Raw genomic sequence first — 18,624 nt, 5'->3', positions numbered from 1 at the left:
CGGGCACCCGCGCCCCATCGATGGCGAGCGTGAAACGCGCGTCCCCTCTCCCCCCGGGAGAGGGTGGCCCGAAGGGCCGGGTGAGGGTCGCCGGACGGTAGAGATAGCACCAGTTGATAATCGCGCGACCGAAGGCGGTTCCGCACTCCGGCGACCCTCACCCGCCGCAGACGCGGCTACCCTCTCCCGGGGGGAGAGGGGACATCATCGGGCCGGTGGCCCTCATCTTTTGTGGCGCGGGCCAGGGGTATCGCGGGGCGGCGGGAGCACCGACGAACACTCGGTCTCGCCGCGACCGGGATCGCCACGCGAAACCACTTCGAAAACGACGAACGAAGCCAACGTGATTTCGGCGCAAATGCCGAATGCAAAGCAGCTTCGGCGCGACATGGTCCCGCGCGGGGACGACGAACGAAGCCAAACCCGCGGCGACTCGGGCGCTGGGATGACGGAGGCGGGCGCGGCGCGGGGCCGGGGTTCGAAGGGGTCTCGCGAGACCACTTCGAATTCGACGAACGAAGCCAACGCGAATCTGACGCAAGGCACGGAATATTTCAGGACTTGCGTTCGTCATCGCGAGTGACCGCGATGACGAACGAAGCCAACATTCGAGTCAGTCCGCCTGGCCCCAGACGCGAGGGGCGCGGTAGCCGGCGGGTGGGGTGCCGCCGCTGACCTGGGGCGGGACGGCCTCGGCGGCGAGGGCGTCGTAGCGGGCCTTCAACTCGGCGACCTTCTCCGGGCGGTCGGCGGCGAGGTCGTCGCGCTCGTTCGGATCCTCGGCCAGATTGAACAGGAGCGCGCGGGGGGAGCCGGCGTCCCGATCGGGGCGCTGGAGGATCAGCTTCCAGACCCCGACGCGGATCGCCCCGCCCCCCGGGGTGGCGTTGAGCAGGATCTCGTCACGGGGCGGGGGGCCGCCCGCGGCGATGGCCTCCCAGGCGTCGCGGCCGTCGAGCGGCTTCGGCTGCTCGAGCGTCGCGCCGGCGAGCTTGAGGAACGTCGGGTAGAGGTCGGCGATGTGCAGCGGGGCGTCGACCGTCGTCCCGGCCGGGATGCGGCCGGGCCAGGTCGCGAACGCGGCGACGCGCGTCCCCCCCTCGAACAGCGACCCCTTCGCACCCCGGAGCGGGCCGTTGCTGGAGACCGTGCCCGGATTCGGCCCCCCGTTGTCGCTGGAGAAGACGATCAGCGTGTCCTCGCGCAGGCCCGCGGCGTCGATGGCCTCGGCGATCGTACCGACGGCCTCGTCCAGCGCGGCGGTCATCCCGGCGTAGCTCCGTCGCGGCTCGGGGAGATCCTTGTAAGGCGCCTTGTACCTGGCCGGGACCTGATGCGGGGCGTGGACGGCGTTGAACGGGACGTAGAGGAACAGCGGCCGGGCGGCGTCCCGCTCGGCGATGACCCGGGCGGCCTCCTGGGCGATCAGATGGGTGGAGTAGCCCTCGTCGCGGCTCTCCTTGTCGTCGCGGTGCCAGTCATGGCCGCCGTCGCGGTCGTGGGTGAAGTAGTCGATGGCCCCGTTGAAATGGCCGTACTGGCGGTCGAACCCGCGACGGGTCGGCAGGTACTCGGGGCGGAAGTGCCCCAGGTGCCACTTGCCCACGATGGCCGTGTCATACCCGGCCTCCTTGAGCCCCTGGGGGAGCGTCCGCTCGTCCAGCGGCAGCCCGTATTGCGCCCAAGGCCGGACGACCCCCACTTGCAGGCCGGTCCGCATCGGGTAGCGGCCGGTGAGGAACGCCGCGCGGGTTGGCGAGCAGACCGGCTGGACGTAGAACCGCTCCAGCTTCGCCCCCGACTCGGCCAGCCGGTCGAGGTTCGGCGTCTTGATCTCCGACCCATGCCAGCCGACATCCCCCCAGCCCAGGTCGTCGGCCAGGATCATCACGATGTTCGGCCTCGGCGCCTCCTCGCCCCGCGCCGGCGGGGCCCCCAGGATCGCGACCCCAAGCCACAGGCCCACGCTCGTCCACGTCAACCGCATGATTCGTCCCTCGAACGCCATTGTCGCCAAAGTCTATCGGCTTGCACGGGATTCTACTGCATGGAACCCCGCGGACGACAGGGAGTGTCGCGGATGATGTTTCCGGCCGCGGGTGAATGGCGGGCCAAGAGGCGTCTCGGCATGTCACGCCTCGGTGCCTTTGGGCAGGTAGGTCGCGGCCAGGGCGCGGAAGTCGGCGACCTGGCGTTCCTTCCAGGCGTCGTCGGCGCCGAGTTCGGCGGCCATGATCTCGGCGACGCGGGGGGCGCACTCGACGCAGGCGCGGGCGTCCAGGAACAGGGCGCGGGCGCGGCGGGCGAGGACGTCCTCGACGGTCCTCGCGGCCTCGTGGCGGGCGGCCCAGACGACCTCGGCCTCTATATAAGGAAGCGAGGGGTGGAGCGGGCGGCCCAGGTCGGGGGACTCGGCGACAAGGGCCTCGATCCCGGCCAGGTCGGAGCCGTAGAGCGCGAGCGTTTCCTCGCCGCCGGCGGGGCGGTCGGTCCAGCCGTGGAGGTGGAGCGATTCGGTGGCGCAGCGCCGGCGGGGGAGCCCGGCGACCTCGGCGGCCTGCTCGACGGCGTCGCTGGCCATGACGCGGTAGGTGGTCCACTTGCCCCCGGTGACGGTGACGAGGCCGGCGTCGGAGACGACCACGGCGTGCTCGCGCGAGAGCTTCTTGGTCTGGCCCCCCCTCCCGGCCTCGGCGTTGATGAGCGGGCGGAGGCCGGCGAACTGGCTCTTGACGTCGGCCCGGGTCGGGGCCTTCGCCAGGTAGCGGCCGGCGTGCTCCAGGAGGAACGCGACCTCCTCGTCGAGCGGCCGGGGCTCGCGGGGGATCGAGGCGAGGGGGACGTCCGTGGTGCCGATGAGCGCCCGGCCGTGCCAGGGGATCGCGAACAGGACGCGGCCGTCGTCGGTCTTCGGGACCATCACGGCGGCGTCGCCCGGCAGGAACGAGCGGTCCAGCACGACGTGCGCCCCCTGGCTCGGGGCCAGCATCGGCGAGGCGTCGGGCTGGTCGAGCCGACGGATGGCGTCGGCGTGGACCCCGGTGGCGTTGACCACGGCCTTCGCGCGGATCTCGAATTCCTCCCCCGTCTCGGCGTCGCGGGCCCGGACGCCCGACACCTTCCCCAGCTCCTTCAGGATCCCGACGACCGCGCAGTGGTTCAGCGCCGAGGCCCCCAGCTCGACGGCCGTGCGGGCCAGCGCCACGGCGAGGCGGGCGTCGTCGAACTGGCCGTCGGTGTAGAGGATGCCGCCGCGGAGGCCGTCGCGGCGGATCGTCGGGATCCGCTCGATCACCTCGTCGCGCCCGAGCCATCGCGAACGCCCCAGGCTCAGCTTCCCGGCGAGCCGGTCGTACATCCAGAGGCCGACCCCGTAGAACGGGAGCTGGGCGAAGCGGTAGGCGGGGACGATGAAGTCGCGGGCGTGGACGAGGTGGGGGGCGTTGCGGGCCAGCAGCCCGCGCTCGCGGAGGGCCTCGCGGACCAGCGGGACGTTCCCCTGGGCGAGGTAGCGGACCCCGCCGTGGACCAGCTTCGTGCTGCGGCTCGAGGTGCCGTGGGCGAAATCGAGCGCGTCCAGGACCAGGACGCGGTAGCCCCGGGCGGCGGCGTCGACGGCCGTCCCCAGCCCGGTCGCCCCCCCGCCGACGACGACGAGGTCCCACTCCGCCCCGGACCGGACGCGGGCCAGATTCTCCCGGCGCGACAACGTGTTCGGCGTCATGACCATCCCAGCGAGTGACCGGCGGGCCTCGGCGGCGACGGTCGTCCCGGTGCCCGCGTCGGTCCATTGTCCTACGGCGGCGGAATTCCTCAAGTGTGGCGCGATTTCGGCCGGGAGCCGCGATTGACCGCCCCCCGCGACAACCGTATGATCCGCGCCGCGTCGCCCCGGACGGATCGGGCGCGCCGACGAGGGATCGATGAGTCGAAACGGAGGTCGTCGCATGGGCGTATCACTGGGATGGCTGGCCGTGGCCCTGGTCGCTTCGGCGCCGGCGGCCGCGGCGCGTGAAGCCGGGCCGCAAATCACCTACCGCTTCAAGACGGTCGAGGTGAAGGGCCTCTCCTGGCGCGAGGCCGGCTTGCGGCCGGTCGCCCAGCACGGCTCCGTCAGCGTCTGGACCGCCCCCGACGGCTTCCTCGCCGGCGTCTCCCCCGAAGCCGTCGCCGCGACCGAGGCGGCGGGCCCCGCCGACGAGCCGGTCCACGTCACCACCCGCAAGCCCCGCGAGTTCGTCACGCGGGTCGTCTGGAAGGGGAAGGATGGGACGCCGAGGCCGGTCGTCGAGCACGTCCGCGAGGGGCTGACCGCCACGGTCGTCGGCCGCAAGCTCGACCAGGGGGTGCTGGCCCGGATCGTCGTCGAGGACGTCGACGTCCGCGCCGTGCACGAGGTCGCGAGCCGGCGCCCGATCGAGTTCGGCAAGGCCAACCTCAGGGACGCCGGGGCCAAGTTCACCGTGACCGTCACGGCCTCGATGGACGCCGACGCCAGCCCGCAGATCGACGCCTCGGGTTCCGGCTGGCAGGCCGGCGGCCGCGCGGTCGAGTGCAAGGCCGACGCCAAGGCCGTCAAGGTCGGCTGGGCCGCGGGCGACCCGACGCGCATCCCCGAGGTCGGCCGGGCCTCCGCGGCCGGCGAGTGGCTGATCCCCGACGGCGAGGTCCTGGTCGTCGGCTTCGGCCCGCACACCGTCGCCGACGCCGAGGGGAAGGCCGTCGTCCGCGAGCGCCTGGCCGTGATCGCCGCGGAGGTCGCCGACGACGCCGACGCCCCGGCCGCGCTCGACCCGGACGTCCACGAGATCCCCCCGCCGGCCCCCCCGGTCCCGGTCGACGTCCCGCGCACGGCGGCGGCCCTCCCCAGGCTCCCCGAGCGCGTGCTGCCGCAGCCGATCCACCCCGACGGCACCCCCGCGCCGGCCCCGATCGTCCCCGAGGACGAGGCCCACGCCGCGACGGTCTCCGACGAGTCCGCCGAGCCTCGGCCCACCCCCCAGACCCGGCACAAGCCCGACGCCGAGCCCGTCGCCGACGATGCCGCCGCCCCCGCGCCGGCCGACGCCCCGAAGGCCCCGGAGCCGAAGGAGACCGCGCCCGCCAAGCCCGAGCCGCCGAAGGCCGAGCCGAGCGCGATCCGGTCGTCGTTCATCCCCCCGGCCCTGAAGGGGCTCCCGGCGCTGGATTCGCTGGGCGGCCTGATCTCCACGAACCTGCTCGCCGGCCCGTTCCAGAGCGCGCAGTTCCTCGTGCCGCTGAAGCCCCTGGAGTTGAAGCTGCCGTTCAACCGCAAGCTCGAATTCGAGCTGATCGGCCGCGTCGTCGCCGACCCCGAGCCGGCCGCCCCCTCCGTCGCCGGCAAGTGAGCCGGGTTCGAGGCCGACGCCCGATCCCGGCCTCGGCCTCGGCGTCAGCCCCGGACGCCCTCCCCCCCCACGGCGGGGGGGACGCCGGGCGAGGCGGTCGCCCGCCGGCCCCATCGCTCCGCCAGCACGCCGCAGACGATGAGCTGGAAGGGGTGATAGATCATGATCGGCAGCAGGATGATCCCCAAGTCGGGGGTGTCGCCGAACATGATCGCGGCCATCGGCACCCCGGAGGCCAGCGTCTTCTTCGACCCGCAGAAGATCGCCGCGATCCGGTCCTCCCGCGCGAAGCCCATCAGGTCGCTCGCGCCCCCCACCACGGCCATCACCAGGACGAACAGGATCACGCTGCCGAGCAGCGCCCACGCGGCGTCCCCCATGTGGCCGCCCCAGATCCCCATCTTCACCGAGTCGCAGAACGACGTGTAGACGAGGAGCAGGATCGTCCCCTTGTCGACCACGTTGATGGTCTTCTTGTTCCGCGACGCCCATCCCGCCAGCCATCGTCGCGAGACCTGGCCCACGACCAGCGGCAGCACCAGCCACAGCATCAGATCCAGGATCACCGCGCCGAGCGACTGCCCCCCCTCGGTGGCGGCCTCCAGGTACCACGCCATCAGCGCGGGCGTGACGACGACCCCGATCAGGCTGGAGAGCGTGGCGTTGAAGACGGCCGCCGGCACGTTCCCCCGCGCCGCCGCGGTCATCGCCACGGACGAGGAGACGGTCGACGGCAGGGCGCAGAGGTAGAAGAAGCCCGTGCGCAGCGTCCCCGTGACGGCGCCCCCCGCCAGGGCCATCAGCATCAGCCCGAGCGCCGGGAAGAGGAGGAAGGTGGCCGACTGCGCCAGCAGGTGGAGCCGCCACCGCGACGCCCCGTCCCTCATCGCGGCGAACGACATCGCGACGCCGTGGAGGAAGAAGATCAGGGCGACCCCCCCCTTGGTCAGCAGCTTCGGCTGCATCCAGCCGCCGGCCGCGCCGGGATCGGGGAACAGGATCGCCAGCCCGACCGCGACGAGCATGCCCGACAGGAACCAGTCGACCCGCCTGGGGATGAACGCGAGCCTCACTCGGCCTCCCTCGGCCCGGGCGACTTCAGGACGCGGTCGTACAGGCCCATGCCGATGATCGCGCCGAGGATCGGCGCCAGGACGTAGACCGTGACGGCCCCCGTGCCGCGGGGGAGGGCGGCCGTCCCCCAGCCGGCGAGCATCGAGAAGGCCCGCGGCCCCACGTCGCGCGCCGGGTTGAAGCACGCCTGCGTCACCGGGCCGAAGATCGACACCAGCCCCGCGACCGTCAGCCCGATGAACGCCGGCCCCATGCCGGGCGTCGGGGCGCCGGGGTTGCGGGCGTCGAGCACGGCCGCGATCACGATCGCCAGCACCATGGTCGCCAGCAGCTCCGCCAGGAACGCCGACTGCTCGGAGACCAGCGCGTTGAGCTTCGCGTGCTCGTCCACCGAGTACCGGCCCGGCGAGTTCGAAAGCGGCCCCGGGCTGGGGAAGAACTCGCCGAAGCACATCGCCGTGATCTCGCTGCCGGGCGCCCCGCGCTCGATCCCCTTCTCGACCTCTCGGGCCTTGAGGAAGGGGTTGAAGATCACGAACAGGAGGGCCGCGGCGACGAACGCCCCGGCGAGTTGCGCCAGGACGTAGGGGACGACCTCGCGCCAGGGGTGCTTGCGCCAGAAGGCCAGGGCGACGGTGATGGCCGGGTTGATGTGCCCCCCGCTGACGCCGATCACCGTGTAGACCGCGACCGCCACGCCGATGCCCCAGACGATCGCCACCTGCCAGAGCCCGCTCTGCGCGCCGGTCAGGATCGACGTCATCACGACGCCGAGGCCCATGAAGATGAGGATGCCGGTGCCCGCGAATTCGGCCACGCAGCGCTTCGCCAGGGGGGGGTGTTCGACGCTCACCTTGGGGCACCTCGCATGTCGGATGGGGGGGAGGAGCCCCCATTCTGGCGGCGGCGCGCGGGGGCCGCAAGGAGTCCGCGCGCCGTCAGGCGAGGACCGGCTCCGGGGCGGGGGCCTCCGGCAGCCGGATGGTGAAGCGCGAGCCGGCGCCGGGGGCGCTCTCCACCTGGATCGTCCCGCGCGAGGCCCGGACGACCCGGCGGACGACCGAGAGCCCCAGGCCGACGCCCCCCCGGCCCAGCAGCCGGGCGCGGGGAGACTGGTAGAAGGGCTCGAAGGCGGCCTCGCGCTCCTCCCCGGTCAGGCCGCAGCCCCGGTCCTCCACCGACACCGCCGACGCGCCGGGCTCGCGGCGGAGCCGGACGGTGACGGGCGAGCCGGGCTCGCTGTATTTCAGGGCGTTGTCCACCAGGTTCTCGACCGCCTGGGCCAGGAGCGGCGGGTGGACGCGGGCCCAGGCCGACGTCGACTCGGCCACGAACCGCAGGTCGGCGGCCCGCGGCCGCCCCTCCCAGCGGAGCAGCAGGCCGGGGAGCCAGGCGACCAGGTCGATCGGCTCGTGGCTGAGCGGCTCGGCCTCGGACTCGGCGCGGGCGAGGAACAGCAGCGACTCGACGATCCGGTGGAGCCGCACGGCCTCGGCCCGCACCTGGTCGAGCGCCTGCTCGTAGTCCTCGGCCGGGCGGGGGCGGCGGCGCACCACGTCGATCAGGCTGAGGACCCCGGCGATGGGCGTCCGGAGCTGGTGCGAGGCGTCGCCGGAGAACCGCCGCTGACGCTCCAGCGCCTCGCGACGCCGGTCCAGCAGCGCGTTGAACGACCGGCCCAGCTCCTCCAGCTCGTCCCCCGTCTCCGGGACGGGGAGGACGTCCTCGTCGTCGGCCCGCGCCTTCTCCCGCGCCGAGTCCGCCAGGGCGGTGATCGGCCCCAGCGCCCGGCGGCAGAGCCGGCGGCCGATCGCCGCGCAGAGCAGCCAGGTGGCCAGGGAGGCCACGCCCAGCGCCATCCCCAGCCAGGCGATGCTCGCGTCGACCGGCTCGCGCGACAGCGCGGCGATCAGCGTCAGCTCGTCGTACTCGTCGTCGTCCAGGTCGTCCGGGGGGGGGGCCTTCCGGGGGTGGACCATCTCCGAGAGGATCAGCCGGCTCCGCGCCTGCCGCCAGTCGCCGGCGTCGCCGTACTCGACGTGGGCGTTCCTCCCCGCGGTCCAGGTCGCGGCGGGGGCCGGCTCCCCCTCGCCGCCGGCCCAGTTCGCCGAGCGGTCCACCAGCTCTCCGGCCTTGTCGCGGATGGCCCATCGGATCTCGTCGATGCCGTGGTCGACGCCGATGTTGAGCCGTCGCTCGCGCGGCTTCCACTCCAGCCCGTCGGGCTCGAAGTGGACGGCCGCCTCCAGCACCGCCAGCGTCTTCTCCAGCCGGGAGTCCAGGCGGTGGTGCAGGTAGGTCCAGCCCAATCCGTACATCGTCGCCGAGAAGACGACCAGGATGCCCGCGAGCGTCCCCAGGAAGTAGAGCAGCAGGCGAGAGGCCAGGCTCACGGCTCGTCCTCCGGCGCGGATCCCGGCGGCCGCCCGAACGAATAGCCCCGGCCGCGGAGCGTGTGGATCATCCGCTCGCCGAACGCCTCGAGCTTCCGCCGCAGCTCGAAGACGTGGACCTCCAGCGTGTTCGAAAGCCCGTCGTACCGCTCGTCCCAGACGTGCTCGTAGATCCGCGTGCGCGAGAGCACCTGGTCCGGGTTGCGGACGAAGTAGGCCAGCAGCGCGTACTCCTTGGCCGTCAGGTCGATCGCCTTGCCGACCCGCGTCACGCGCTGGGTGGCCAGATCGACCTCGACGTCGGCGTAGCCCAGCCGGGTGCCCCCCCCGCGACCCTCGCGGCGGCGGACCAGCGCGTGGACCCGCGCCAGCAGCTCGTCGAAGGAGAACGGCTTGCAGAGGTAGTCGTCGGCGCCGCTGTTGAGCCCCTTGACGCGATCCGGCACCGAGTCGCGCGCCGTGAGGATCAGCACCGGGGTCTCGTGGTCGCGCTCGCGAAGCCGCTTGAGGATGGACAGCCCGTCCTGCGACGGCAGCCACCAGTCGAGCACCACGACGTCCCAGCCCCCCGCCTTCAGCGCGTGCCAGGCGCCCTCGCCGTCGGCCTCGCGCTCGACGGTGAAGCCTTCCTCGCGGAGCCCCCGGACCAGGGACGCCGCGATCGTCTCGTCGTCCTCGACCACCAGGATTCGGATCGCCATGCCATCCCCCTTCATGGGGCATTCTACCGGCCCGGCCGCCCGGGCATCCAGGGGGCGGGCTCGGCGGCCAGGCGGACGGCCCGGCCCGCGGCGACGGCGCGACGGCCCGCCTCGACGACGCCCGGCCGCGCGAGGGCGCGGCCGATCCGCTCGATCAGGGCCTCCGCGACCACGCCCACGGCGAGCCCGGCGGGGACGGCCATGCAGGCCGGCAGGAACAGCAGGGCGAACGCGGCGGTGCTCATGGCTCTCCCCTCCTGATCGCGCGGAACGAGACGCCCGGGGGCGAATCACGTCGCCGCGCCGGACGTCAGGAAGGGTAGGCCGCTTTCATTAGACGGCCGTTACGCCGTCATAAAGTCCTCCTCATGCCGATCGAATGACCCGGCCGGCGCCGGGCGTCGGCGGCTCATTTCCCCGGCAGGGGGAGGATCTCGATCCGCCGGAAGGCGACCCCGGCGAACTCCGACTGGAAGGTGATCTTCCCCTTGGTGAGGGTGGAGTTGAGGCCGACGTTGACGACCTCGCCGTTGAGGATGTTGGTGATGGTGTCGCCGTCGCAGACGACCTCCATCGTGTTCCACTCGCCGACGGGCTTCTCGACGTCCTTCGGCCCGCGCACGCCGACCACGTCCTTCCACGCCGGGTCGCGGCCCCACCAGTTGATCCGGCCCGAGTCGAACTCGCGAAGCTCGCCGGAGCCGTCGGGGGTGAAGTACCACTGGCCGTCGTCCCCCTTGCGGACGCGGCTGCTGAGGCGGAGGTCCTCGCCCCCCTTGATCGACACCACGATGAAGTCGCCGGAGCCCCCCTCGATGAGCTGGCACTCCATCGACTGCATCCAGTGCCCGCCGTAGGCGTCGTCGGCGCCGACGCAGTGGAGCAGGATGCCGGAGTCGCGCGCGGCCTTGTCGCGCGGCGGGTGGGTCTCGCCCGTCCATCGCCACTCGACGATCAGCCGGTAGTTCTCGTACTCGCCCCGGGTGATGAACCCGCCCAGCTCCTTGCCCGAGACGCGGATCTCGCCGTCGACCACCGTGAAGACGCCGTCGGGGTCTTCATACTTGTTGTTGTGAAGATAGGTGTAGAAGCCGTCGAGATCCTTGCCGTTGAACTTCAGCAGGGGGGCCGGGTCGTCCGCGATCGCGGGCGTCGCGATCATCATCAGCGCCGAGAGGACGAGGGCCGTTCGGGTCGTGGGCATGGGGCGGCCTTTCAGGTGAGGGGGATTCGCGGTCGGTCGAGGGACGGCCCGCCTTCACCCTTCCCGCCGATGGACCCGGCCGCCTAGCTTGCGGCAGAGGTCCTCGGCGCGGTCGAGGGTGGCTTCGTCGGGGCAGGGGACGGTCAGGATCATGCCGCGGCGTCGCTCCATGCGGTCGGGGTCGACGACGCCGACGCGGTCGCCGGGGACGCCCAGCGCGTGCAGCATCTGGACGGCCAGGTTGCCGCCGGCGGCGTCGTCGAAGTGGACGACCAGTTGGAGCGGCGAGTCCGGGCCTTGTACCGCGCCGGGGCGGATGAGCGGAGTTTCCATCAGGGGAGGCCGAGGCGCGAGGCGTGATATCCGGGGCGGGGGCCGGCCGACGGCGGTCGCGCGACGCCGACGTCGACTTTCCTCGCCCAGTTTGACCCGGCGGTCGGGGCGTCGCAAGCCGGGGCCGGTCGCTGTTAGGATGGGAGGCCCCCGGACGAAAGGTGATCGCCCCATGACGCCGCTGCTGCTCGCCTGCCTTCTCCTAGCCCCGGACGGGGCGCGCGTGCGCCCCGAACCGCTCGGGACCTTCGACGCCCGGCTCATCCCGGAGGCGTCGGGCGTCGCGCGGAGTCGCGCCCGGCAGGGGGTCTTCTGGGTCCACAACGATTCCGGCAACCGGCCCGTCCTGTTCGCGATCGACCGTCGCGGGCGGGTCCTCCGCGCGTTCGACGCGGCCGTCATGCACCTCGACTGGGAGGACGCGGCGGCCGACGATCGCGGCGGGATTTACGTCGGCGACATCGGCGACAACCTGGGCATCCTGCGCGTTCGCGCCCTCCATCGCTTCGAAGAGCCCGACCCGGCGGCCCCGCCGGCGGGCCCGCTGCGGCCGACCGCCACGACGTACTACGCCCGCGAGCCCGGCGACCGGTTCGACGCCGAGGGCCTGGCCATCGACGGCGACCGCGCCGTGATCGTCGTGAAGCGGCTCGACGGCCGCGATCCCGACCTGCGCGCGGTCCCGATCAACCCGCCGTCGCCGGTGACGAGCCCCGCGAGGCCGGAGAAGGTCGGCGTGCTCCCGGGCTTCCCGGAACCCGTCACCGGCGCCGACCTCGCCCCCGGGGGACGGCTGTTCGTCGCCTGCGGGGTCGACGTGGTCCGGGTCTACGAGCGCCCCTCGCCGCCGTCGTGGGACAACCTCCGCATGATCGCCGAGGTCCGCCTTGAAAAGGGCGGCCACTACGAGGGCGTGACGTGGGACGGCGGCGACCTGATCCTCGTCGGCGAGGGGGGCGGCGTGGCCCGGCTGGCGAAATCGACCTGGCTCGACCGCCCGCCCGGGCGAGGCTCGGGGGCCGCTCCCCGTCGCGGTCGACGATCCTGACGGCCCCCGGTCGGGGGCCGTGGAGCCGCTCGGTCGATCACGTCCGGATTTGCGACCAGCGGTGGGTGGCCAGGACGCCGAAGATGAACACGGGGAGCCAGGCGGCGAGGGCGGGGGAGAGGATCTCGGCGGAGCCGAGGTGCAGGCAGATGATGTTGCCGCCGTAGAACAGGGCGGAATTCCCCATCGCCAGGCCCAGGTTCACGAACATGTTCCTGCCGAAGCCGCCGAGGACCAGCGGCAGGGTCATGAACATCAGCGTCAGCGACAGGACCGGGCGCAGGACGCGCGAGTGGATCAGGATCTCGATGTCCGCGCGGTCGTAGCGGTCGGTGGCCGGGTCGACCAGGCCGCGGAACAGGTCGGCCATGGTGCCGTACTGGAACCAGCCGGTCTTGCGGACCATCATGTCGAACGTCGCGGAGGTCCGCACGAAGACGGCGTCGCCGGCCGTCTTGGCCTCGTCCCCCACCGGCGGGGGGAACCCGGAGACGTCGGTCACCTTCACGACCAGGCCGTCGGGGTCGGTCAACTCGTCCAGGTCGCCGGGGGAGATCCGCGCCGCGCGGACCAGCCATCCGCCGCGCAGGGGGACGCGGCCGGCCGACTCGGGGATGTAGACGGCCTCGCTCCCCTCGATGTTGCGGATCGACCCGTAGATCTCCGCGGGGATGGTGACGGTGAACCGCTTCAGGATCGTCCTGCGGGCGCGGTCGGCCTCCACGCCGGAGAAGATCAGGCCGCGATGGTCGGCCGGCTTGGTCTGGACCCTCACCGCCGAGGCGCCGTCGTCGGAGTGGTTCTTCTGCAAATCCTCGGCGAACCGCGGGATCACCGCCTCCTGGTTCGCGACCGACAGCAGGCTCACCATCGCCGTCGAGATCACCACCGGCCGGATCATCCGGTTCGTGCTGACCCCCGCCGCCAGCATCGCCAGCTGCTCGTTGGCGCGCTGCATCCAGGTGACGGTGAAGATGGCCGCCATCATGCCGATGACGCCCCCCAGGCGGTCGAAGTACTCGGCCTGGCGGACGAGGTAGTACTGCCCCATCGCCGCGGCGAGCTGCCCGAAGCCCACCGTGCGCTTGGTGAACTCGTCGACGTTCGAGAAGGCGTCCAGCACCACCCACAGCCCGACGAACGAGATGTAGCAGGTCAGATAGGCCTTGCCGAAGGCCCAGTACCGCTGGCGATCCAGGATTCGCACGACGAGCCCCCCCGGCTTCGATCAATACTTGATGATCCGCGGATACACCCAGCCGGCCAGCAGCGCCAGCACCAGGTTGCTGATCCAGAGCGCCTGGTACGGGGGCATCGCCCCTTCCTTGCCCATGTTGATGCCCAGCAGCATCAGCGGATAATACAGCCCGATGATCGGCAGGAAGCAGGTCATGAACGCGCTGAGGAAGTCGCGCTTGGCGAAGCGGATGCCGACCGGCGCGCCCAGGACGACGAACAGCAGGCTGCCGAAGGCCATCGACGTCCGGAGCTGCTTCTCGGTCTCGAACTCGTTGCTGCGCTTGCGGTACTCGGCGTGGTTGAAGAACGCGTCCTTGACGTCGCCCCACTTCACCTCGTCGATCTTGCCGGCGCCGAAGAGGAGCCCCGCGGCGATCGCCTCGCGCTTGCGGTCGAGCGCCAGGTGGCGGCGGGCCTCGGCCATCTTCTCCTCCAGCTCGGCGTTGGTGTACTCCTGCACGGTCTTCAGCGCGAAGGCCCGGTCCTCCGGCCCGTCGGGCAGCGGGAACTCGAACGACTCGACCCCGTTGGGCAGGATGGCGACCTCCTCGCCGACGCCGTGGTTCTGGACCACCCCCTCCTCCAGCGCCACGACGATCTTCTTCCCCTCGGTGTCGAAGTGGAGCCGGGCCGTCTTGGCCTGGATGGTCGTGGCGATGGTCTCGCCGGGGCCCTTCTTCCAGAACGTCGGCCGGATGAGGAGTCGGCCCTCCACGTCCTTCACCTTGATGGAGATGGGGCTGCGCGGCAGGGTCATCTGCTTGTCCCGCTTGAGGAACTTGTAGACGACGTCCTCCATGTCGCGGAACAGCACCATCTTGGCCTCGTGGGCGCTCGCCGGGATCCACGTCCGGCTCATGTACCAGAGCGTGGCCGAGACCGCGCCGCCGAGGACGATGGTCGGCCAGATGACCGTCATGACGCTGAGGCCGGCCGCCTTCACGGCGACGACCTCGTTGTCGCCGGCGATCCGCCCGTAGACGACCGTCACGGCGAACAGCAGCGAGACGGGCGTGGTGTAGGGGAGGGTGCTGGGGATGATGTAGGGGACCAGCGTCAACACGTCGCGAGGGGAGAGCATGCGGCTCCCCATCGCCTGCGCGGCCACCATGAACAGCACGAAGATGCCGGTCATGGCCACCAGCGCCATCGCGAAGGCGCGGGAGACCTCCCACCAGACGTAGCGTTGCAGGATTCCCAAGGCGAGACCTCCCGGCCCAGCGTCCATGCCCCCTGGGGAAGGGCCCCTTCGATCGCGCGTCCTTGCGCCCCTCGGCCTCGTCGTCGCCCCGCTACTCGATCGTCGCCCGGACGGCCGCGGCCAGCCGCCGCGCCCCCTCGGCCAGCGCGGCCTCGTCGGGGACGCCGAAGGTCAGCCGCATGTGGTTCCTCGGCGGCGGCGTCGGCTCCGGGGCGAATGCGAACTCGCCCGGGACGTAGATGACCCCCTCGTCCAGGCAGCGCCGGAACAGCGGGCCGTCGAACCCCGTGTCGACCCCCTCCGGCAGCGTCATCCAGACGTACAGGCCGCCGCGGGGGCGGGTCCATGCCACGCGGTCGCGCATCGGCCCGAAGTGGGCGTCGATCGCCTCCAGGAAGGCGGCGGCCTTGCGGGCGTACACCTCCTTCAGGCGGGCGACCTGGCGGTCGTACTCCCCGTCGGCCAGGACCATCCGCGCGAGCTTCTGGCACAGGTTCGCCGTGCCGAAGTCGTGGTTCCCCTTGAGCGCCAGCACCGGGTCGACCAGGCTCGGCGGCAGGACGCCGTAGCCCAGCTTCAGTCCGGGGCTGAAAGTCTTGCTGAACGTCCGGGCGAGGATCACCGTCTCCCTCTCCTCGTCCAGGCTCCAGAGGCTCGGCGCCTCCTCGGGGCCGAACGAGAGGCCGTGGTAGGCCGAGTCCTCCAGGATCGGGATCCGACGCCCCGCCTCCGCCGACCAGCGCCGGACCAGGTCCAGCAGCGGCTTGCGACGGTCGATCGCCAGGCTGATGCCGGTGGGGTTGGCGTGCTCGGGGATCGTGTAAAGGAGCTTGACCCGGCCCAGCTCGCCGCGGTCGCGGATCGCCTCGAAGGTCCGTTCCAGCGCGTCGAGCCGCAGGCCCCCCTCGTCGATCGGCACGCGGATGGCCCGCGCGCCGCGGGTCTCCAGCGGGCCGAGGAAGACGAAGTAGGTGGGCGACTCCACGATCACGATGTCGCCGGGGTCCAGCAGCGCCTCGCCGACGAGGTAGATCAGCTGGGCCGAGCCGTTGGTCAAGACCGTGCGGCCGACGGCTTCGCGATACGTCCCGGGAGGGACGCCGTGCTGGGCCTCCAGCCGCTCGATCAGGATCGCGCGGAGGGCCTCGTCGCCGGCGGTGGTCCCGTACTGGAGCGCGACGCGCCCCGCCGATTCGTCGCCGAGGATCCGGGCCGCGGCGTCGGCCGTGGCCTCGACCGGCAGCGACCCCTGGTCCACGAACCCGGCCGCCAGCGACACGACCTCCGGGCGCTCCAGCGCCAGCTTCATCAGGCCGCTGATCGAGGGGGCGGCGGTGCGGGCCGCGGCCGCGCTGATGGTGGTCTTGAGCGTCATGGCGATCCGGGGCCGGCGACCGGCCGAAGGCGTGCGGGGGACGTCCAGGGGTACTCTAGCGGCGGCCGGGGGCCTGTCAAGCTCGGCTCCGCCGTCCATCCGACGGCCCGGAGGCCCCCCGGGTTCGCGTCAGGCGGCCACGTACCCGTCGTCCCAGAAGAGGTATTCGTTGCTGTCGGCCGGGTGGCGGCGGATCCGTTCCTCCAGCAGGTCCAGGAAGCGCTGGGCGTGCGCGCCGGCCTGGGATTCGTCCTGGGCGTCGCGAGGGAGGTCGAACGCCGGTAGGAACTCCATGTGGTAGCGGCAGTCCTCGCCGACGCGGCAGAAGACCGGCAGCACCGGCGCCCGCGACATCGCCGCCAGCGCGATCCACGTCGAGGAGAACGTGAACTCCCGGCCCATCAGCCGCGCGGGGGTCGTCAGCCGCCCCCGCCACCGGACGTCGCCGGCCAGGAACAGCAGCATCCCGGACTTCAGCGCCTTGGCCGCGCGGAGGATGCTGCCGGCGGCGTCGGCCGCGTCCCCCTTGCGCGAGATGAACAGCTTGTCCTGCCCCAGCGGCCCCTCGCGGTCGAACTTCGAGGCCATGAACCGCGAGACGCTCCGCGGCCGCTCCATGTAGAGCTTCAGCGGGTACTGGTTTCGATACAGCCAGTGCGCCGGCAGCATGTGCGCGCCGAAGTGGCTGGTCAGGACGATGCACCCCCGGCCGCGGCCGACGGCCTCGTCCAGGTGCTCGCGCCCCGTCACGTCGAACATCGCCAGCGCGCGGGCGTCGGAGGCGACGTCCACGATCATGTCGCGCGACCGCCAGAGGATGTGGTTGCCGGCCAGCCGCTTGCTGACCTCCTCCACGTCCCAGTCGCAGCCCAGCGCCTCGTTGCCGCGCGCCACGGCCCGGTCGAAGCGCAGCCGGAGGTCGCGGTTCATGCGGTGTTCCAGCCGGCCGATCCCCGAGACGACCCTCGCGGCGGTGGGGAGGGGCAGCAGCCGGACGACCGGCAAGACCCCATGCAACAAACGCTTGCGGATCTTCACCCCGCGTCGATCCATCGACGTCTCCTCGCACTTCCCCGCGCGCGTCAAGGCCCCGCGCGACGTCGACGACGACGCCCGCTCCCGCCGGGGCGGAGTGTGGCACGACCCGCCCCGGCCGGCAAGGCCGGATTCCGAGCGGCCGCGAGCCCTCAGCCTCGCGGCCTCCGCAGCACCAGCACGTTGTTGGTGCCGCCGAAGCCGAACGAGGCGCTCACGACCGTATTCAACTCCATCGGCCGGGCCTCGTCCGGGATGTAATCCAAGTCCAATTCCGGGTCGGCCAGGTGGTTGATCGTCGGCGGCGCGAGCCGGTCGCGCAGGGCGCGGAGGCACGCCGCCGCCTCGATCGCCGAGGCCGCCCCCAGCGTGTGGCCGATCGCCCCCTTGATCGAGCTGACCGGCACCGACCCGGCCCGATCCCCCAGCACGTCCTTCAACACCGACGTCTCAACCCGGTCGTTGATCGTCGTGCTGGTGCCGTGGGCGTTGTAATAGTCGACGTCCCCCGGGCCCACGCCCGCCTTCTCCAGCGCCAGCGTCAGGCATCGCCGGATGCGCTCGGGGCTGGGGGTGGACATGTGATGGCCGTCGGAGTTGAGCGCGTAGCCGGCCAGCTCGGCCTGCGGCGTCAGGCCCAGGCGATCGACGGCCCGCTTCGAGGCCAGGACGAGCATCCCGGCGCCCTCCGCCATCACGAACCCGGCGCGGTCGCGGCTGAACGGCCGGCTGGCCCGCGACGGGTCGTCCTCGGCGCGGTCGCCCGGCTTGTCGCCGAACAGCGCCTTCATCGTGGCGAAGCCGTTGACGATCGCCGGGGTGAACGCGCTCTCGCTCGCGCCGCAGAGGGCGAGGTCGGCGTCGCCGGCCTTGATCGCCATCGCCCCGATGATGATCGCGTGCCCCCCGGAGGCGCAGGCGTTGGCCGGGGCGAACCCCGGCCCGTACAGCTTCAGCGCCTGCGAGATCTGCCCGCCCGCCTGGTTGATGAGCAGGCCGGGGACGAGGAACGGGCTGACGGAGCGGTCCCCGCGCTTGCGCATCCGCGCCTGCTGGGCTTCCAGGAAGTCCACCCCGCCGAACGCCGAGCCCACGCCCACCGCCACGCGGTCGCGGTCGATCCGGTCTTCCAGCCGGTCGAGCCCGGCGTCGCGCCAGGCGGCGCGCGCGGCGATCATCCCCAGGCCGAGGAACCGGGCCGAGAGCCGTGCGAATTCGCGGTCCTCGGCCTTCGAGACCTCCAGGCCCTCGACCAGCCCGGCGACGTCCTGGAGGTACTCCGCGCGGTCGAGCCCGGCGTGGCGGCGAATCCCGGATCTCCCCTCGACCAGCCCTCGCCAGGTCGCGTCCATGTCCGGGCCCAGGCATGTGATCGCGCCATGGCCCACCACGAAGACCGGTTCCGACATCGTTCGCCTCGCTCCCTCGCCTCGTGTCGCGCCGGCCGGCCTCTCCGGGCCCCGGCCCGCCTTGATCGATCATGCCCCTCGCGATGATCGTCCGACGACGGCGTCGCACGCAAGTCGACCTCGGCCCGAATCGGGCGCGCTCGACGAGAATGTCGCGCCCGCCGCGCCCGCGTGGTGGGGCTGGCGTCACGGGGGCGGGGAAGCAACGCCGCGACCCGGAGGCGCCGGCGAATCGGGCCAGGG

The 18,624-nt window shown here is 72.3% G+C and carries 16 protein-coding genes; 2 read left to right on the top strand and 14 right to left on the bottom strand.

Features of this window, described 5'->3' with window-relative positions; all coding sequences use genetic code 11:
• Positions 1-613: 613 nt before the first annotated feature.
• Positions 614-1,987: an arylsulfatase gene (locus tag WG209_RS15275; RefSeq protein ID WP_337175926.1), complete on the bottom strand. Its 1,374-nt coding sequence runs from the start codon at positions 1,985-1,987 to the stop codon at positions 614-616.
• A 144-nt stretch (positions 1,988-2,131) separates the two neighbouring features.
• Positions 2,132-3,724 (bottom strand): glycerol-3-phosphate dehydrogenase/oxidase, encoded by a 1,593-nt coding sequence (locus tag WG209_RS15270; RefSeq protein WP_337175925.1) that lies wholly within the window; start codon positions 3,722-3,724, stop codon positions 2,132-2,134.
• 223 nt (positions 3,725-3,947) lie between these two features.
• Here WG209_RS15270 and WG209_RS15265 point away from each other — a divergent pair, with 223 nt between their 5' ends.
• Positions 3,948-5,369 (top strand): hypothetical protein, encoded by a 1,422-nt coding sequence (locus tag WG209_RS15265; RefSeq protein ID WP_337175924.1) that lies wholly within the window; start codon positions 3,948-3,950, stop codon positions 5,367-5,369.
• Positions 5,370-5,413: 44 nt separating this feature from the next.
• Here the strand turns inward: WG209_RS15265 and WG209_RS15260 are convergent, their stop codons facing one another.
• The 7 genes from WG209_RS15260 to WG209_RS15230 form a co-directional block, all read right to left on the bottom strand.
• Entirely contained in the window at positions 5,414-6,442 is a 1,029-nt protein-coding gene (locus WG209_RS15260) for a bile acid:sodium symporter family protein (RefSeq protein WP_337175923.1), read from the bottom strand.
• The gene (locus WG209_RS15255; protein ID WP_337175922.1) at positions 6,439-7,296 is read right to left on the bottom strand and encodes an MIP/aquaporin family protein; all 858 of its coding nucleotides are present in this window, start codon (positions 7,294-7,296) and stop codon (positions 6,439-6,441) included. The genes WG209_RS15260 and WG209_RS15255 overlap by 4 nt, the downstream gene beginning before the upstream one ends.
• Before the next feature lie 85 nt (positions 7,297-7,381).
• Positions 7,382-8,836 (bottom strand): HAMP domain-containing sensor histidine kinase, encoded by a 1,455-nt coding sequence (locus WG209_RS15250; RefSeq protein ID WP_337175921.1) that lies wholly within the window; start codon positions 8,834-8,836, stop codon positions 7,382-7,384.
• Complete coding sequence (locus WG209_RS15245) at positions 8,833-9,537, bottom strand: response regulator transcription factor (protein WP_337175920.1); 705 nt, start codon at positions 9,535-9,537, stop codon at positions 8,833-8,835. The genes WG209_RS15250 and WG209_RS15245 overlap by 4 nt, the downstream gene beginning before the upstream one ends.
• A 23-nt stretch (positions 9,538-9,560) precedes the next feature.
• Positions 9,561-9,782, bottom strand: coding sequence for a hypothetical protein (locus WG209_RS15240; protein WP_337175919.1), 222 nt, complete (start codon positions 9,780-9,782; stop codon positions 9,561-9,563).
• 164 nt (positions 9,783-9,946) lie between these two features.
• Entirely contained in the window at positions 9,947-10,741 is a 795-nt protein-coding gene (locus tag WG209_RS15235) for a DUF1080 domain-containing protein (protein WP_337175918.1), read from the bottom strand.
• 54 nt (positions 10,742-10,795) lie between these two features.
• On the bottom strand, positions 10,796-11,074 hold the full coding sequence (locus WG209_RS15230) for a hypothetical protein (RefSeq protein ID WP_337175917.1): 279 nt from the start codon (positions 11,072-11,074) through the stop codon (positions 10,796-10,798).
• Positions 11,075-11,246: 172 nt separating this feature from the next.
• Between WG209_RS15230 and WG209_RS15225 the strand changes: the two genes are divergently transcribed.
• Positions 11,247-12,122 (top strand): hypothetical protein, encoded by an 876-nt coding sequence (locus tag WG209_RS15225; RefSeq protein WP_337175916.1) that lies wholly within the window; start codon positions 11,247-11,249, stop codon positions 12,120-12,122.
• Between the two features lie 37 nt (positions 12,123-12,159).
• Here the strand turns inward: WG209_RS15225 and WG209_RS15220 are convergent, their stop codons facing one another.
• From WG209_RS15220 to WG209_RS15200, 5 genes are all read right to left on the bottom strand, one after another.
• On the bottom strand, positions 12,160-13,329 hold the full coding sequence (locus tag WG209_RS15220; RefSeq protein WP_337175915.1) for an LptF/LptG family permease: 1,170 nt from the start codon (positions 13,327-13,329) through the stop codon (positions 12,160-12,162).
• Positions 13,330-13,350: 21 nt separating this feature from the next.
• A complete protein-coding gene (locus tag WG209_RS15215; protein WP_337175914.1) occupies positions 13,351-14,562 on the bottom strand; it encodes an LptF/LptG family permease in 1,212 nt (403 codons plus the stop codon).
• A 91-nt stretch (positions 14,563-14,653) separates the two neighbouring features.
• Positions 14,654-15,937, bottom strand: a complete 1,284-nt coding sequence (locus WG209_RS15210) for a PLP-dependent aminotransferase family protein (protein WP_337175913.1) — start codon at positions 15,935-15,937, stop codon at positions 14,654-14,656.
• Positions 15,938-16,066: 129 nt separating this feature from the next.
• Positions 16,067-16,990, bottom strand: a complete 924-nt coding sequence (locus WG209_RS15205) for a lysophospholipid acyltransferase family protein (RefSeq protein WP_337175912.1) — start codon at positions 16,988-16,990, stop codon at positions 16,067-16,069.
• Between the two features lie 134 nt (positions 16,991-17,124).
• Positions 17,125-18,381: a beta-ketoacyl-[acyl-carrier-protein] synthase family protein gene (locus WG209_RS15200; protein ID WP_337175911.1), complete on the bottom strand. Its 1,257-nt coding sequence runs from the start codon at positions 18,379-18,381 to the stop codon at positions 17,125-17,127.
• Positions 18,382-18,624 lie beyond the last annotated feature (243 nt).

The organism is Paludisphaera sp. (assembly GCF_037189885.1).
In the GTDB taxonomy this organism is placed as follows: Bacteria; Planctomycetota; Planctomycetia; order Isosphaerales; family Isosphaeraceae; genus Paludisphaera.
The sequence above is the reverse complement of the archived record's forward strand: the minus strand, read 5'-3'. Positions and strand labels throughout refer to the sequence as shown.